At 71.7% G+C, this 16,135-nt stretch carries 14 protein-coding genes; 6 read left to right on the top strand and 8 right to left on the bottom strand.

Going from position 1 to position 16,135, the window contains the following annotated elements:
* Positions 1 to 9 precede the first annotated feature (9 nt).
* Positions 10 to 327, bottom strand: coding sequence for an Hpt domain-containing protein (locus ASC58_RS10865; protein WP_056916313.1), 318 nt, complete (start codon positions 325 to 327; stop codon positions 10 to 12).
* Positions 315 to 716, bottom strand: coding sequence for a response regulator (locus ASC58_RS10870; protein ID WP_056916312.1), 402 nt, complete (start codon positions 714 to 716; stop codon positions 315 to 317). The genes ASC58_RS10865 and ASC58_RS10870 overlap by 13 nt, the downstream gene beginning before the upstream one ends.
* A gap of 241 nt (positions 717 to 957) precedes the next feature.
* On the opposite strand from ASC58_RS10870, the gene ASC58_RS10875 reads away from it, so the two are divergent.
* A complete protein-coding gene (locus tag ASC58_RS10875; RefSeq protein WP_056919330.1) occupies positions 958 to 4,185 on the top strand; it encodes a PAS domain S-box protein in 3,228 nt (1,075 codons plus the stop codon).
* A 37-nt stretch (positions 4,186 to 4,222) separates the two neighbouring features.
* The gene (locus ASC58_RS10880) at positions 4,223 to 7,564 is read left to right on the top strand and encodes a response regulator (protein WP_056919331.1); all 3,342 of its coding nucleotides are present in this window, start codon (positions 4,223 to 4,225) and stop codon (positions 7,562 to 7,564) included.
* 259 nt (positions 7,565 to 7,823) lie between these two features.
* Here the strand turns inward: ASC58_RS10880 and ASC58_RS10885 are convergent, their stop codons facing one another.
* From ASC58_RS10885 to ASC58_RS10895, 3 genes are all read right to left on the bottom strand, one after another.
* Positions 7,824 to 8,204 carry a helix-turn-helix transcriptional regulator gene (locus ASC58_RS10885; protein ID WP_056916309.1) on the bottom strand — a complete coding sequence of 127 codons (381 nt, stop codon included), beginning with the start codon at positions 8,202 to 8,204 and terminating at the stop codon, positions 7,824 to 7,826.
* Positions 8,205 to 8,398: 194 nt separating this feature from the next.
* Positions 8,399 to 9,478: a CaiB/BaiF CoA-transferase family protein gene (locus ASC58_RS10890; RefSeq protein WP_056919332.1), complete on the bottom strand. Its 1,080-nt coding sequence runs from the start codon at positions 9,476 to 9,478 to the stop codon at positions 8,399 to 8,401.
* A 175-nt stretch (positions 9,479 to 9,653) separates the two neighbouring features.
* On the bottom strand, positions 9,654 to 9,842 hold the full coding sequence (locus ASC58_RS10895) for a BldC family transcriptional regulator (protein ID WP_056916307.1): 189 nt from the start codon (positions 9,840 to 9,842) through the stop codon (positions 9,654 to 9,656).
* 201 nt (positions 9,843 to 10,043) lie between these two features.
* On the opposite strand from ASC58_RS10895, the gene ASC58_RS10900 reads away from it, so the two are divergent.
* The 4 genes from ASC58_RS10900 to ASC58_RS10915 all read left to right on the top strand — a co-directional run bounded on the left by ASC58_RS10900 (position 10,044) and on the right by ASC58_RS10915 (position 13,718).
* Positions 10,044 to 11,168, top strand: coding sequence for a Glu/Leu/Phe/Val dehydrogenase dimerization domain-containing protein (locus ASC58_RS10900; RefSeq protein ID WP_235529195.1), 1,125 nt, complete (start codon positions 10,044 to 10,046; stop codon positions 11,166 to 11,168).
* A gap of 167 nt (positions 11,169 to 11,335) precedes the next feature.
* Positions 11,336 to 11,533, top strand: a complete 198-nt coding sequence (locus ASC58_RS10905) for a DUF3073 domain-containing protein (RefSeq protein ID WP_056916306.1) — start codon at positions 11,336 to 11,338, stop codon at positions 11,531 to 11,533.
* A gap of 137 nt (positions 11,534 to 11,670) precedes the next feature.
* Positions 11,671 to 13,173 carry a cytosine permease gene (locus ASC58_RS10910; RefSeq protein ID WP_056919333.1) on the top strand — a complete coding sequence of 501 codons (1,503 nt, stop codon included), beginning with the start codon at positions 11,671 to 11,673 and terminating at the stop codon, positions 13,171 to 13,173.
* Entirely contained in the window at positions 13,170 to 13,718 is a 549-nt protein-coding gene (locus ASC58_RS10915) for a cysteine hydrolase family protein (RefSeq protein ID WP_056919334.1), read from the top strand. Before ASC58_RS10910 ends, ASC58_RS10915 begins: the two co-directional genes overlap by 4 nt.
* Here the strand turns inward: ASC58_RS10915 and ASC58_RS10920 are convergent.
* The 3 genes from ASC58_RS10920 to purM form a co-directional block, all read right to left on the bottom strand.
* Positions 13,715 to 14,236, bottom strand: a complete 522-nt coding sequence (locus tag ASC58_RS10920; protein ID WP_056919335.1) for a hypothetical protein — start codon at positions 14,234 to 14,236, stop codon at positions 13,715 to 13,717. The genes ASC58_RS10915 and ASC58_RS10920 overlap by 4 nt on opposite strands.
* Before the next feature lie 54 nt (positions 14,237 to 14,290).
* The gene (locus tag ASC58_RS10925; protein WP_056919336.1) at positions 14,291 to 14,743 is read right to left on the bottom strand and encodes a hypothetical protein; all 453 of its coding nucleotides are present in this window, start codon (positions 14,741 to 14,743) and stop codon (positions 14,291 to 14,293) included.
* A gap of 197 nt (positions 14,744 to 14,940) precedes the next feature.
* Entirely contained in the window at positions 14,941 to 16,056 is a 1,116-nt protein-coding gene (purM, locus tag ASC58_RS10930) for a phosphoribosylformylglycinamidine cyclo-ligase (RefSeq protein ID WP_056916301.1), read from the bottom strand.
* Positions 16,057 to 16,135 lie beyond the last annotated feature (79 nt).

Genomic DNA, 16,135 nt, shown 5'->3' on the forward strand with positions numbered 1-16,135 from the left:
CGGCGGCGGTCAGGCGTCGGTGGGTTGGAGCTCGGCGCGCAGCGCGACCAGGTCGTCGCGCAGGCTGGCCGGTGCCGGAGCCTCGGAGCGCAGGGCGTCCTCGAGGGCGTGCTCGATCTGGCGGGCCAGGCGGGAGGCCTCGTCGTACCCGAACGTTCCGGCGGCCCCGGCCACCGAGTGGGCCACCGCACGGCCGGCGTCGACGACCTCGCGCGGGGCGCCGTCCGCGAGCGCAGGCTCGATCTGGTCGGTGCGGGCGAGGTTCGTGGCTCGGGCGCGCTCACGCATCTTGGCCCACATCAGGGCCTCGTCGCTCACGCGGTCCACCCGAGCATGGTGCTGAGCTGGGCCGGCAGCGTCATCGGGTCGAACGGCTTGGCCAGCACCCCGACGACCGGAAGCCCCGACTTCTGGGCGTCCTCGGCGGCCTGGGCCTTGGCGGTCAGCAGCACGACCGGGATGTGGCTGATGGCGGGGTCCTGGGACATCAGCACCGCAGCGGTCGACCCGTCCATGCCAGGCATCATGACGTCCATGACCACGGCGTCGGGCAGCTCGCGGGCGCAGCGGTCCAGCGCCTCCTGACCACCCGTGGCGGTGGTGACCTCCCAGCCTCCGACCATCGACAGGCTCATCTCGGCCACCTCGAGGATCAGCTCGTCGTCGTCGACCACCAGGACCCGCCGCGGGCCACCTGACGGCAGCGCGGGGGTCATGCGGGGAGAGGGACTGATCCCCCGGGTCGGCACATCATGCGGACATAGTGCATCAACCCGAGGTCCCTCGGGGCAACTGCACGCAACATCCTGTCCACACAGCCGATCGACGTCTCCGTCCTACGGGCTGACAAGGAGACCCGACTCAGACCAAAGGGTGCACATCGGACAGTTCGGCTTCTACCATCGAACTCGTTGGTCGCCCGTCACGGATGACATGGCCACGCATCGAGGGAGCGACATGGTGGTAGGGGAGGGACCCTTCACGCAGTGGTCCGAGCGCCCCGTCCTCCAACCCGAGGACCGGGCCCTGGCCCACCGCCTCGGCGTGGCCGTCTACGTCGCCGAACCGGGTGCCGCAGGGCGCTGGTTGCACGCCAGCCCGGCAGTGACCGCCATGATCGGGCTCACCCCCGAGGCCCTCGTCGCCGACCCCGACCTCTGGCTGCGCCACCTGCACCCCGACGACCGCGAGCGGGTGCTCGACCGCGAGTCCCGACTCCAGGTCGACGGCCGCGTCCGCTCCGAGTACCGCATGATCCGTCCCGACGGCCAGATCGTCTGGCTCGTCGACGACGCCGCCATGGCGCGGACGGCGGAGGGCCGGATCGTCCAGGACGGCTTCCTCGTCGACATCACCGACCAGAAGCGGTCAGGGTTCATGCTCGCCGCCCAGGCCGAGCTGGTCGAGGCGCTGGCCGGCCCGACGTCGTTGGCGGAGGTGCTCGCGGGGCTGGCCCGCAAGGTCATGGGTATGGCGTCCGCCCACCGCTGCGTGATCACGGTCAAGGACCTGCCGCAGGTGGTCCACCCCCCGGTCACCGCGACGTTCGTGGGCGCCACCCACTCCTCCCCCATCAAGGGGCAGGACGGCAGCGAGATGGGCTGCGTCACGCTCCACTACATGCCGGGCACGCCGCCTCCCGAGGGCGACCTCGACCTCCCCGAGTGGGCGGCGCAGCTCGCGGCGCTCGCCGTGACCCGGGCCGGGGAACGCGAACGCGCAGCCACCTCGCGCGCCCTGCTGGCCGCCACCCTCGAGTCCACCGTCGACGGGATCCTCGTCGTCGACCGTGACGGCCACATCGTCGGTCACAACGAGCGGTTCGCGTCCATGTGGCGCATCGACCGGGAGGTGATGAACTCCGGCGACGACGGCAAGGTGATGGGCTCGGTGCTCGAGCAGCTCGTCGACCCCGACGGGTTCGTGGCGCAGGTGCGCGACCTGTACGACCACCCGGAGCAGACCAGCTTCGACGAGCTGAGGTTCCTCGACGGCCGGATCTACGAGCGCTACTCCCAGCCGCAGCGGGTCGACGGCACGACCATGGGGCGGGTGTGGAGCTTCCGCGACGTCTCGGACGAGCGACGCCTGCAGGACGACCTGCGGCACAGCGAGGCCAACCTCGACATGCTCGTCACCCAGGTCCGCGACTACGCCATCCTCAACCTCGACCCGCACGGGCACGTCATCACCTGGACCGAGGGCGCCCTGCGCATCCACGGCTTCACCGAGGACCAGATCCTCGGGCGCTCCCACGCCGCCTTCTACCCCCAGGAGGACCTGCAGGCCGGCCGTCCCTGGCAGCTGCTCGAGCAGGCCCGCTCGGAGGGCCGCGCGACGGACGAGGGATGGCGCGTGCGCCAGGACGGCTCCCGGTTCTGGGCCAGCGTCGTGCTCACCGCCCTGCGCGACGAGTCGGGCGAGCTGCGCGGCTTCGGCAAGGTCACCCAGGACATCACCGAGCGGCGCAACGCCGAGCTGGCTCTCGCCCGCCAGGCCCGGACGCTCGAGCTGCTCGGGTCGGTGGCCACCGCGTCCAACACCGCGTCCGGCGTCGAGGAGGCCCTGCACGCGACGCTCGAGGCGTTCTGCGACTATGGCGGCTGGCAGCTCGCGCACGCCTACCTCGCCGACCACGACACCGGCATCCTCCAGCACTCCGAGTGGTACTCCCGGGACTCGGGGTGCTGCTCCGAGTTCCGCGCCCGCACCGAGATGCTGCCGGTCAGCGAGCTGGGGCTCCCCCGCACCGTCTTCGAGCAGGCCAAGCCCCAGTGGATCGACCGGCTCGACGAGCGCGCCCAGCGGGGCCGCGCCGTCGAGGGCACGGCTGCGGGCCTCGTCTCGGGGTGCGCCTTCCCGCTGATGATCCGCGAGGAGCCGGTCGGCGTCCTGGAGTTCTTCAGCACCGAGATCCGCGAGCTCGACAGCGCGACGATCCAGATCATGCGTCACCTCGGCACGCAGCTGGGACGCGTCGTGGAGCGCGCCCGGGCCGAGCACCACCTCGGTCGCCACGCCCTCGAGCTGCGCCGGCTCTCCAAGCGGCTGGAGACCGTCCTCAACTCCGCCGGCGAAGGCATCTACGGCGTCGACGACACCGACCACGTCACCTTCATCAACGAGGCCGGGGCCGCCCTGGTGGGCCGACGCCGCGAGGAGATCATCGGCCGACCGGTGCAGGTCGTGCTGCGGGCCGAGGTGGACACCACCCCCCGGCGGCTCCCGGCCGGGAGCCAGCCCGACGCCATACCGGGCTCGCAGGGGTCGGCCACTGCGGGGTCGGCCACGCAGAGGTCGGCCACGCAGGGGCAGGACGGCACCCCCGTCCCGCTGGCGACGCGCGTCCTCGGGCGGCACACCCGGGCCGACGGGTCCGCGTTCGACTCCGAGTGGATCTCCGCCCCCATCGTCGCCGAGGGGGTCGAGAGCGGGGCGGTCGTCGTGTTCCGCGACGTCAGCGAGCAGCGTGCGGTCGAGCGGATGAAGGACCAGTTCCTCGCGGTGGTGAGCCACGAGCTGCGTACGCCGCTCACGTCCATCCGGGGCGCCCTCGGCCTGCTCGGTGGCGGCGCGGCCGGCGAGCTCCCGGCAGCCGCGGGGCGGATGGTGGACCTCGCGACCGTGAGCACCAACCGGTTGATCCGGCTGGTCACCGACATCCTCGACATCGAGCGCCTCGCGGCCGGCCAGATGGCGCTGTACCCGCAGGCCTGCGACACCAGCGCGCTCGTCGCGGCCAGCCTGCAGGACACGGCGGCGTTCGTGGCCGAGCGGCGGGTTCGCATCGACGCGGAGGGGCCGCCGGCCCGGGTCATGGCCGACCCGGACCGCGCCATCCAGGTGCTCACCAACCTCATCACCAACGCGGTGAAGTTCTCCGACCCCGGCTCGGTCGTCCAGGTGACCACGCGCGAGATCGGGCGGCAGGTCTGCTTCGAGGTCCGCGACCACGGTCCCGGGCTGCCCCCCGACCAGTTCGAGGTGATCTTCGAGCCGTTCCGGCAGGCCGACGCATCCGACACGCGGCGCCACGGAGGCACCGGCCTCGGTCTGGCGATCTGCCGGGGGCTCGTCGAGCAGCACGGCGGACGCATCTGGGGCACCAACCACCCCCAGGGCGGGGCACAGTTCTCGTTCACACTCCCCCTGGCACCAACCGAAGAGATGATTTCCAGCGTTTAGCGACGCTTGGCCCCTGTTGATGCATGAAGATCGGAGGGTGCAGCACCCCGCCCTCGCCAACGTCGACCCCGGTGACCTGAGTCGCTGGCTGGTCCAGGCATCTCCCGACGGGCTGTGGGTGTTCGACGAGCACGGCATGACGGTGTTCGCCAACGACCGACTCGGTGAGCTCCTCCGACGGACCCCGGAGCAGATGCGCACCCTGTCGGTCTACGACTGCATGGACGAGCAGGGCAAGGACGACCTCTCCCGCCACCTCGCCAACCTCGCCACCACCCGGACCCCCGGGAGCAACCTCGAGTGTCGCTTCCTGTGCGGCGACGGGTCGGACATCTGGGCCCTCGTCAGCCACACCCCCGTCCTCGACGACGACGGCGACCACGTCGGGTGGCTGCACCGGGTCACCGAGTACAGCGAGCAGCGCCGCCTCCTCGACACCCTGCAGCACCGCGAGCAGCAGCTCGCCGAGGCCCAGCGGATCGCCAAGATCGGCAGCTGGGAGTGGGACGTCCGCGCCGACGTCGTCACCTGGTCCGACGAGCTCTACCGGATCTACGAGATCGAGCGGGGCAATGAGCCCGTCCCCAACTACCGAGCGTTCATCGAGCGGCTCCACCCGGACGACCGGGACCGGGTCAACGCGGCGATCGGCGAAGCCCTGGCCGGTCGCGACGCGTTCGAGTTCGACGCCCGAACGGTGCAGGTGGACGGCGAGATCATGTGGATCCGCGGCCGCGGCCAGGTGACCCGGGACGCCGACGGCCAGGTCCTCCGGCTGGGTGGCACGTCCCAGGACATCACCGCCACCAAGGACGCCGAACAGGCGTTGGCCCTGCTCTCGGCGATGGCCACGACGGCCAACCAGGCCAACAGCCTCGTCGAGGTCGTCCCCACGGTCATCGCAGACGTCGCCACGCACACCGGGTGGCGTCCGGTCGCCGCGTGGATGGTCTCCGAGGACGGTCGCCTCGACCCGGTCGACGGCGATCTGCGGCAGACGCCCCAGGACGACCGCGAGGAGGCCCTGCGCCTGGCCCGTCAGGCCGTCCAGCAGCGCACCCCAGCCGTCGGCTCCACCTCGGAGGGCACGACCCTGGTGGCAGCCCCGATCGTGGCCGAGGGCCGCGCCGCCTGCGTCATCGTCATGGACAGCCGCGCCACGACGCCGCCGACCGAGAGCGACGCGGTCACCATCAGCCAGGCCGCCGCCCTCTTCAGCCGCGTCGCCGAGCGTGAGTGGACGCGCGAACGCCTTGCCACCGCTCGCGACGACGCCATGGCCGCCTCGGTGGCCAAGTCGCAGTTCCTCGCCACCATGAGCCACGAGATCCGTACCCCCCTGAACGGTGTCATCGGGCTCTCCGAGCTGCTCAACCGCACCGAGCTCACCGAGCGCCAGCGCCGGCTCGCCGACGGCATCGACAACGCCGGGCGCCAGTTGTTGGCCCTGGTCAACGACATCCTCGACCTGTCCAAGATCGAGGCCGGCCGGCTCGAGCTGGAGCAGGTCGACTTCGACCCGCGCACGGTCATCGAGCAGAGCAGCACCGTCGTGGCCGAGCTGGCCCGGCGCAAGTCGCTCGAGCTCGTGGTGTCCTGCCAGCCCGACCTGCCGACCGCCGTGTGCGGCGACCCCGTCCGGTTCGGACAGGTCGTCGCCAACCTCACCTCCAACGCCGTGAAGTTCACCGCGAGCGGCGAGGTCGTCGTGCGGGCCTCCCTCGAGCGCGGGACGCCGGACGACTCGGTGGTCCTGCGGGTCGAGGTGACCGACACCGGCTACGGCATGACGCCCGAGGTGCAGAGCCGCCTGTTCACCGCCTTCTCCCAGGGCGACACCTCGACGACGCGCGAGTTCGGGGGCACCGGCCTCGGACTGGCCATCTGCCGCCAGATCGTCACGGCCATGGGTGGCGAGATCGGGGTCACGAGCGCCCGCGGTCGCGGGAGCACGTTCTGGTTCACGGCGCCGTTCGCCCCCGCCACCGAGGTGTCCGTGCCTGCGACGATGGGAACGGCGATCGTCTCCGGCCTGCGCGTCCTGGTCATCGACGACAACGAGACCAACCGCTTCATCCTCGAGGAGCAGCTGGGCTCGTGGAAGGTCGACACGTCCCTGGCCGCCTCCGGCGTCGAAGGGCTCAGCCTGCTCGACGAGGCGAACCGGCACGGCACGCCGTTCGACATCGTGCTGCTCGACTACCTCATGCCGGGCGTCAACGGTGAGCAGTTCGCCCGGATGGTGCGCGGCGACGGCCGGTTCGCCGCCACCCGCATCATCTTGTTGAGCTCGTCGATGGACCTCAAGTCCTCGACCCTGACCGAGGCCGGCATCGACCTCGCCCTGACCAAGCCGGTGTTCGCTTCGAGCCTGTTCGACAGCCTCGCGACCGTGGCCGCGTCGGCCCCGACGCCGCTCGGCTCTGCCGCCCACGCGCGCGGAGTCGCGCCGAGCCCGCCCGCGGCAGCCGGCCCCGCAGGCCACCTCGGCCGGGTCCTCGTGGTGGAGGACAACGCCGTCAACCAGATGGTCGCCGTGGGCATCCTGGAGAGCCTCGGGTATGCCGCGTCCGTCGCCGAGAACGGCGTCATCGGTGTGGCCACCTTCGTGGAGGACCCCGGCGCCTACGACGCGATCCTCATGGACTGCCAGATGCCGCAGATGGACGGCTACGAGGCGACGCGGGCGATCCGTGCCCACGAGGCCAACGCGTCCCGGGTGCCGATCATCGCCATGACCGCCGCCGCGATCGCCGGGGAGCGCGAGCGCTGCCTGCTCGCCGGGATGGACGACTTCCTCACGAAACCCGTCGACGTGGGCCTGCTCCGCTCGACCCTGGCCCGCTGGGTCCAGCCGGACCCCGAGCGAACGAGCGGGGCCGCCGGTGCGCCGGCATCCCTGTCGGCGCCGGCTTCGGCGCAGGGGTCGGCTCCCCTGTCGGCACCGACCGCTGCGACGCCTTCCGGCGAGACCGGCGAGACCGGCGGCACCGGCGCGAACCTCGTTCCCGACGCCGACACGGACGTCCTCGACCGAGACCGGCTCGGGGAGCTGCTCGACCTCGAACCCGGTGACCCGTCGATGCTGCTGCGGTTCATCGACCGCTTCGACGTGAACTCAGGTCAGACGATGCGCGAGCTCGTGCGGGCCCGCGACACCGGAGCCGCCCAGGAGATGGGCCGTGCCGCGCACAGCCTCAAGGGCAGCTCGGCCAACCTGGGCGCGACCGCCCTGGCCGCGCTGTGCAAGGAGGTCGAGGACCTCGGCGACCAGGGTGAGCTCGTCGACGACCGCGTGCTCGACAACCTGGCCCGGGAGCGCCAGCGGGCCGTGGCCGCCCTGGAGGGGCTGGCTTCGGCCCTGCGCCGCGACGCCTGAGGGACCCTCGCCCGAGTCCTGAGGGTCACGGGTCTGGACGTCAGCGGCCCGCGGCTGGCCCCCGGCCCACGCGCCCTCCGGCGGGGAATGCCAGAGCCCCTCGTGGTGGAGCCTGAGGACACGCAGGCCCCACCACGAGGGGCGGGCAGTTCTTGGGGTCCGAGGTGGGTCCTCGGGCATCCGTGGCCAGGGAGGGGCCAGGGAGGGGCCAGGGAGGGGCCGAGGACCGGCCAAGGAGGCTCGGACGGGTACTGCGGGGTCAGACGGCTTCGACGTCCCAGTGCTGGGCCGGGGCGGCGAGGTAGCCACCGGTGCGGGCGCCCAGCGCGAGCCGGCGACGCACCTCCCGCATGAGCTCGTCGTTCGAGGCGAGGAGCAGGGTCTCGGTGGGGCTCAGCGGCGCCATCACGTGCAGGCCGCACCCCTCGGCGGAACGGAGGACGATCTCACGCACCGGCATCGAGAACGCCCGGGCGAGGGCCACGATGTCGTCGGTGTCGGGCGACCCGGGGAGGACGTGGGAGTCCAGGATCGTGGCCAGCGTCCACTCATCGATCCCGGTGCGCTCGGAGAGGACTTCGCGGGTCCATCCGAGCAGGCTCATCTGCTCCTGGACGAAAAGGCCGAGGCTGTTGATCACTACGAGCTCCCTAGAAGACACCTGCGTAAGTTATGTGATGATCGAACACTTCTTGGGAGGTCGGGGATAGGAACTTTGCCAATACTTGAACGTGATGTCGTCCGTTCGGCCAGCACCTCCTAGTCCCAACTCGCCGAGCCTGTCAGCCGAAGCGCTTCGTCCGCGTTCGTCCGGGGCTCGCCGCACTCATCCCTTCACCGGGGTGCACTGGCCGTGCCCGCGGACCCCGGAGTGGCCGAGAACCGCGGCATGACGCCGGGGTGGACCACGGACCCCGCCCGGGCGGCATACGTATGGCGCGCAGCCAGGTGGGGGTCCTCCCTCGCCTCCTGCAGGCTGAGCACGGGCGCCACACAGGCGTCGAGGTCCGCGAACACGCAGACCCACTCGGCCCGGGTGCGACGGGCGAACTCCTTCGCCAGCAGCTCGCTCGTCGCCGGCCACGCCGCAGCATCCATCTGGGCGGTGGCCAGCTCGGCGGAGTGGAGGCCCAGACCCTGCAGGAGGCGGCCGTAGAAGACCGGTTCGATCGCGCCGACCGCCATCCACCGGTCGTCCGCGGTGCGGTAGCAGCGGTAGAACGGAGCTCCACCGTCGAACAGGTTGTGGCCCCGTGGCCCCGACCACGCCCCGGAGGCGAGGAGCGACTGCTGCATCGCCGTCATCGCCGCGACGCCGTCGACGATCGCGGCGTCGACCACCTGGCCCTCGCCGGTGGCGCGAGCGTGCAGCACGCCGGCCAGCACCCCGAAGGCCAGCAGCGCCCCACCCCCACCGAAGTCGCCGAGGAGGTTGAGGGGTGGCACGGGTCGGCCGCCGTCCCCGACGAACGCGTCCAGGACCCCGCTGATCGCGAGGTAGGTGATGTCGTGGCCGGCCAGCGCGGCATACGGCCCGTCCTGTCCCCACCCGGTCATCCGGCCGTAGACGAGGCGCGGGTTGCGCGCGAGGGCGACCTCGGGTCCGAACCCCAGCCGCTCGGCCACGCCGGGGCGGAAGCCCTCGAGCAGCACGTCGCTGGCCTCGACCAGGCGCAGCACCTCCGTCCGACCCTCGTCGGACTTGAGGTCGAGCACCACCGACCTCCGCCCACGCAACAGCACGGCGTGGGTGCCGCTCAGGTCGTCCAGGGGACGGTCGACACGCACGACGTCGGCCCCCAGGTCTGCCAGCAGCATGGCCGCGAACGGCACGGGACCGATCCCACCGACCTCGACCACACCCACATCGGTGAGCGGGCCCTGACGGGCAGCAGGCAGCGCGTGGTCGACCATGGTCCGCAACGTACCGTCGCGGGGCCGCGGACGAGGCCAGGCAGGTCCGGACCGTCAAGGCCCTGACCCCACCGACCTTCCCGAGCCGGTGGTGACCTCACCCGTGGGTGAGCGGTGATGGAGAGCCGCTGGTGGTCCAGCGCCCGGGCCCTGCCCCCGGACGCCGGTCAGCGGCTCAGATCACGTCAGTGAGAAGGGCGCGAACCTCGGCCTCTCGGTAGCGGCGGTGGCCGCCGAGCGTGCGGATCGAGTTGAGCTTGCCGGCCTTGGCCCAGCGGGTGACCGTCTTGGGGTCGACGCGGAACAGTGACGCGACTTCCGCGGGGGTGAGCAACTTCTCGACCTCGGTGGTGCGAGTAACCATGACTTTCTCCTCGTGCAGGGGACGTCTCTCCATAATCGGACAAGGGGGATGCTTTGGGAACATTCCATACGGGTCATCCCCCATGGCTCGTTGGGACTAGTCACACGACCACCAGGTGGTCAGGAATACGCTGGGGTGGGCGCGTGACCCGCGCCATCCCGTTCCCGTCCAGCGCCCCACCGAGCTCCAGGAGTCACCACCGTGACCACGTCCTCGTCGCCGTCCAGCCCCGTGCTGACCACGCCCCCCGGCCCCTTGGCCGCGATGGCCCAGCACGAGCAGGTCGTGTTCTGCCACGACCGCGCCACCGGCCTGCGGGCCATCATCGGCATCTACAGCACCGCCCTCGGGCCGGCCCTCGGCGGGACGCGGTTCTACCCGTACGCCTCCGAGGAGGCAGCCCTGGCCGACGTCCTGCGCCTCTCGCGCGGCATGGCCTACAAGAACGCGGTCGCCGGGCTCGACCTCGGTGGGGGCAAGGCCGTCATCATCGGCGACCCCGCGACCGACAAGACCCCGGAGCTGCTGCGCGCCTACGGCCGGTTCGTCGAGAGCCTCGGCGGCCGGTACGTCACCGCCTGCGACGTGGGCACCTACGTCGCCGACATGGACGTCGTCAGCGAGACGACCCGCTTCGCCACCGGGCGCTCGGAGAGCAACGGTGGCGCGGGCGACTCCTCCGTCCTGACCGCGTACGGCGTGTTCCAGGGCCAGCGCGCGTGCGCCCAGCACCTGTGGGGCGAGGCCACCCTCAAGGGCCGGACCGTGGGCATCGCCGGCGTCGGCAAGGTGGGTCGCATCCTCACCGGCCACCTCCTCGAGGACGGCGCGCACGTCGTGGTGACCGACGTCAACGAGCAGGCCGTCGCGGCGCTCAAGGCCACCCACCCCCAGATCGACGTCGTCGCCGACACCGACGCCCTGGTCCGGTCCGACCTGGACGTCTACGCCCCCTGCGCGCTCGGAGGGGCGCTCGACGAGCAGACCGTCGCCGCCCTGCGGGCCACCGTGGTGTGCGGTGGCGCCAACAACCAGCTCGTGACCGAGGGCCCGGGCGGGACCGCCGACCAGCTCAAGGCCCGCGGCATCACCTACGCCCCCGACTTCCTCGTCAACGCCGGTGGCGTCATCCAGGTCAGCGACGAGCTGCACGGGTTCGACTTCGAGCGGGCGAAGAAGGGCGCCGCGGCGATCTTCGACCACACCCTCGAGGTCCTCGAGACCGCGACATCACGCGACATCACGCCTGCAGCGGCCGCCGACCACATCGCCGAGGAGCGGATGGCGGCCGGGGCAGCCGGCGGGATCTGGCTGCCGGCACGCTGATCTCGTCCCGTCAGCCGGGAGTCCTGCCGCCAAACTTGCCACGCTCATGTAGCGTTGGCCCCACGACAAATACACGATTCCCGGGACCGCTCCGCGGAGTCGAGCCGTCATCACGACGACTCGGACCCAGCGATGCCGTCCCGCCAGACGCATGAGGGGGTCACGCCATGGGGCGCGGCCGGGCCAAAGCCAAGCAGACCAAGGTTGCCCGGGAGCTGAAGTACTTCTCTCCCAACACCGACCTGAGTGCGCTTGAGCAAGAACTGCACGGGTCCTCCTACGCGGAGCCGGACCGAAAGTCCGACACCTCCGTCAGCGAGGACGAGTACGACGAGTACGGGAAGTGGGCCTCGGGTCAAGCTTGACCCGGACGCTCGACCGACCACACCACCTCATGCGCGGGCCCTGCCCGTGTGTCATCACCGCCGCACCACGGCACGTCGTCATGGCGTCGTGCCGTGGCGCATGAGTGGTGGGGGCCGTCAGGGCCTACGCTCGCGCCATGAGCACTGACACGCGCGAGCAGACGCGCCGTCTCGGGGTCGAGACCACCGGCATCGAGATCATCGACGAGGCCGAGCGCACCGCCCGGCCCTCCGACCTCTTCTGGCCGTGGTTCGCGGCCAACGTCTCGGTGTTCGGGCTGTCGTACGCCGGATTCGTCCTCGGGTTCGGCATCTCGTTCTGGCAGGCGTTCGTCGTGACGGTCGTCGGGGTCGTCGTGTCGTTCGCCCTGTGCGGCGTGATCGCCATCGCCGGCAAGCGGGGCTCCGCACCGACGATGGTGCTTTCGCGAGCCGCGTTCGGCGTGACCGGCCAAAAGGTCCCCGGCGTCATGTCGTGGCTGACCTCGATCGGCTGGGAGACCTTCCTGGTCATCACCGCGACCCTCGCGACCGCCACGATCTTCACCCAGCTCGGGTGGAGCGGCGGCACCGCCACCAAGATCGTGGCGAGCCTCGTGACGGCGGCGCTGGTCGTGGCGGCCTCCGTCGCCGGGTACCACGTGATCATGCGGCTGCAGTCCTGGCTGACCTGGATCACCGGTGCGGTCAGCGTCGTCTACATCGCGCTCACGGTGGGACACATCAACTGGTCCACGGTCTCCGACCTCCCCTCGGGCTCCACCCAGCAGGTCGTCGGCGCCCTTGTCCTGGTGATGACCGGCTTCGGCCTGGGCTGGATCAACATCGCCGCCGACTGGTCCCGCTACCAGCGGCGCGACGCCTCCGGCGCCTCCATCGTCGGGTGGAACACCTTCGGCGGCGCGCTCGCGCCCGTGCTGCTCGTCGTCTTCGGGCTGGCCCTCGCCGGCTCCGACAAGAAGCTGCTGGAGGGCATCGGGTCCGACCCGGTGGGCACCCTGGCCACGATCCTGCCGACCTGGTTCCTCGTGCCGTTCCTGCTCGCAGCGATCCTGGCCCTGGTCAGCGGTGCCGTCCTCGGCATCTACTCCTCGGGCCTGACGCTGCTGTCCCTCGGCGTGCGCATCTCGCGACCGCGGGCCGCGATCGTCGACGGGGTCATCCTCACCGTCGGCACGATCTACGTCGTCTTCTTCGCCGACAGCTTCATCAACCCGTTCCAGTCGTTCCTCATCACCCTGGGCGTCCCGCTCGCCTCGTGGGCCGGGATCATGATCGCCGACATCGTCCTGCGCAAGCGCGACTACGACGAGGCGGCGCTGTTCGACCCGGCCGGCCGGTACGGCGCATGGGACTGGGTCTCGATCGGCACGATGGTCGTGACGTCCGTGATCGGCTGGGGCCTGGTCGTCAACAGCTTCGCCAAGGACGCCTCCTGGAACAACTGGCAGGGCTACCTGCTGGAGCCGCTCGGTCTGGGCAAGTTCGTCGACGACCCCGCCGGCGCGTTCTGGGAGGGCAACTGGCCGTACGCCAACCTCGGCGTGCTCCTCGCGCTGATCCTGTCGTTCGTCGCGACCCTGGTGCTGCGCCGCGGGACCGTCCGGCGCCAGGAGGAGGGCACGGGGTCCCGCGCGTGAGCGGGACGACCTGGTTCGTGGGGATCGACCTCCAGCGCGTCTTCGGCGACCCGTCGAGCGCCTGGTGCGCCCCCCGGTATGCCGCCGCGGCGAGCTCCGCGCGCCGGCTCGCCGCGGCATACCCGGACCGCACGGTCCTCACCCGGTTCGTGGCACCGGCGGCCCCGGACGGTGCGTGGAAGCCGTACTACGAGGACTTCCCGTGGGCGCTCGTCGGTGACGACGACCCGCTGTACGCGCTGACCGACGAGGTGGCCGACCTGCCGGCGCGCGTCGTGACGGCACCGACGTTCGGCAAGTGGGGGGTGCTGCGTCCCGCCGTGGGCGAGCACCCCCGCCTCGTGGTCGCCGGGGTCGCGACGGACTGCTGCGTGATCTCGACCGTCCTGGCCGCGGCGGACGCCGGCGCGTCGGTCACCGTGGTGACCGACGCCTGCGCGGGCTCGACCGACGAGAACCACACCAAGGCGCTGGACGTCATGGCCCTCTACGGTCCGCTCGTCCACCTCGCGACCACGGACGAGGTCCTCGCGACCTGCGGCTAGCCGCCGCTGGTGCCCCACGTGCTGACGGCCGCGGCGTGTCCGTAGGCGAACGCCTTGGCCTCGGCGGCAGGGTCGCCCCGGTCCACCGGGTGCGCTCCTCCGTGGTCCACCCCGAGGTCGGCGGGCTCCGGATCGGCGCCGTCCCACGCGGCATACCCGGTGAACAGGCCGAACACGGCCTCGGACGCCACGACGGCCTCTGCCAGCCGGCGCCGCGGACCGGCCGGGCAGGCGGCGAGGAACACCCCGGGCGCCCGTCGCTCACCGGCCGTCACCAGCCGCGCGATCGCGCGACGGTCACCCGTCGTGAGCCGCTGCCCGGCGACCAGGGCGTCCTGGACCGTGCGGAGCACAGCGTCCCGCACCTGCTCGGTGACCGCCTCGAGGGCCTCGACGTGCGCCTCCTCCAGGGCATCGGTGGGGGCGGTGCGCAACAGGTACCGGTACTGCCGCTCGACCGGGTCCTCCGCGTGGGCGGCCGGCTGCACGGACACCTTGGCCCGACCGAAGATCGTCATGATCGAGGGTAGGACCGTGGTCGTCCCGGGCGCCAGGCATTCGCGAGGTCGGGGTCAGGCACCCCGACGGAGCTGCTCCGGCGGCGGCGACAGGCGCCGTGCGCTGGTGGCGAGGTCGGGGTCCACACCGTCCCAGGTGTCGTACCCGTCGAGGAGGTCGGTCTGCGCTGCCTGCCGGAGCACGGCACGGGCGAGGCGTTCGTGCGCGATGTCGACCAGGCCCGACACCAGCACCCCGGGGGTGCGGATCTCCGCGACGGTCATGAGGCGGGCGAGGCGGTGGATGTCGTCCACGGTGAGGTCGCGCCCGGTCTGGAGGCGTTCCTGCGCCGTCCGCAGGATGATCGCGCGGACCGCCGGGTCGAGGACCAGCAGGGCGTCGAGGTGCAGGGCGTCGAGGGCTTCGGGTGAGGCCGTCCGCAACAGGTAGCGGTACTGGCGCAGCTCGTGGCGCTCGACCGGCGCCGGCTCCTCGGGCTGCTTGCGCAGGAAGTGCATGAGGCTCACGCTTCGAGGCTAGGCAGGCCGTCGGCGGTCGCCCTCCACCAGAACGCGGCCCAGCCCTGCGTCAGGTGGTGGAGTCCGGAGCACGGTATAGGGGTTTCGCCCCGGGATCGCCCGAGGTCACCCCGTCGCGTCGGCCAGGCCGATCACGCCGGTCAGGCCGATCACGCCGGTCAGGCCGATCACGCCGGTCAGGCCGGTCAGGCCGAGGGGTGGTCCCCGACGACCTGCACCGAACCACCGTCGACGCCCTTGGCCCCGTGGACGACCTCGACGCCGTCGGCGATCGCAGCTCCCTCGAGGTCGCTCACCTCACCGATGGCCCACGCCGGTATGCCGCGCGCGGCGAGCTCCCGGGTCGCCGCGTCGACCTGGTCGGCCGGGAGCATGGCGACGAAACCGACCCCCATGTTGAGGGTGCGTTCGAGGTCGGCGCGGGGGACGCCACCGAGGCTGCCGACGGTCGAGAAGACGGCGGGCGGGGTCCAGGTGGAGCGGTCCAGCCTGGCGAAGACGTCGCGGGGCAGGACGCGCGCGAGGTTCGCGGCGAGCCCACCACCGGTCACGTGCGAGAGGGCGTGCACGTCCACGCCGTCCGTGCGGATGAGGTCGAGCAGGTCGGCGGAGTAGACGCGGGTCGGGGTGAGCAGCTCCTCCCCCAGCGACTGCCCGAACTCCTCGACGTGACGGTCGAGCTGCCAACCGGCCGCCCCGATCACCTTGCGCACCAACGAGTACCCGTTGGAGTGCAGCCCGCTCGAGCCGAGGGCCAGCACGACGTCGCCGGGACGCACCCGGTCGGGACCCAGCACGTCGGCATGCTCGACGACCCCGGTCGCGGCACCTGCCACGTCGTACTCGTCGGGCTCGAGCAGTCCGGGGTGCTCCGCGGTCTCGCCGCCCACGAGGGCGACCCGGGCCTGCTCGCACGCTGCGGCGATGCCGGAGACGATGGCTGCGATGCGCTCGGGGACCACGCGTCCCGTGGCGATGTAGTCGGTCATGAACAGCGGCTCCGCGCCACAGACCACGATGTCGTCGACGACCATGCCGACCAGGTCGAACCCGATGGTGTCGTGGCGGTCCAGCGCCTGGGCGATGGCGACCTTGGTGCCCACGCCGTCGGTGCTCGTGGCGAGGACCGGGCGGGTCATCCGCGCGATCGCGCTGGCGTCGAACATGCCCGCGAACCCGCCCAGGCCGCCCAGCACCTCGGGGCGGGTGGCCCGACGGACCGAGGCCTTCATCAGCTCGACGGCCTTGTCACCGGCCTCGACGTCGACGCCGGCGGAGGCATAGGTGATCGGTTCGCTCACGCGGCCAGCCTAGCCCCCGCACCGCTCCCCCCCGTTCGAGGTATTCGCCTACCGGGATGCGGTAGCCGAATACCTCGAA

Origin of the sequence: Phycicoccus sp. Root101, from assembly GCF_001426245.1 — a bacterium.
In the GTDB taxonomy this organism is placed as follows: Bacteria; Actinomycetota; Actinomycetes; order Actinomycetales; family Dermatophilaceae; genus Pedococcus.

Excerpts from the sequence above, each read along its gene's own strand:
- ASC58_RS10910 (WP_056919333.1), top strand. The coding sequence starts at position 11,671 with ATGAGCACTGACACGCGCGAGCAGACGCGCCGTCTCGGGGTCGAGACC.
- ASC58_RS10890 (WP_056919332.1), bottom strand. The coding sequence starts at position 9,478 with ATGGTCGACCACGCGCTGCCTGCTGCCCGTCAGGGCCCGCTCACCGAT.
- ASC58_RS10875 (WP_056919330.1), top strand. The coding sequence starts at position 958 with ATGGTGGTAGGGGAGGGACCCTTCACGCAGTGGTCCGAGCGCCCCGTC.
- ASC58_RS10895 (WP_056916307.1), bottom strand. The coding sequence starts at position 9,842 with ATGGTTACTCGCACCACCGAGGTCGAGAAGTTGCTCACCCCCGCGGAA.
- ASC58_RS10920 (WP_056919335.1), bottom strand. The coding sequence starts at position 14,236 with ATGACGATCTTCGGTCGGGCCAAGGTGTCCGTGCAGCCGGCCGCCCAC.
- ASC58_RS10870 (WP_056916312.1), bottom strand. The coding sequence starts at position 716 with ATGACCCCCGCGCTGCCGTCAGGTGGCCCGCGGCGGGTCCTGGTGGTC.
- ASC58_RS10905 (WP_056916306.1), top strand. The coding sequence starts at position 11,336 with ATGGGGCGCGGCCGGGCCAAAGCCAAGCAGACCAAGGTTGCCCGGGAG.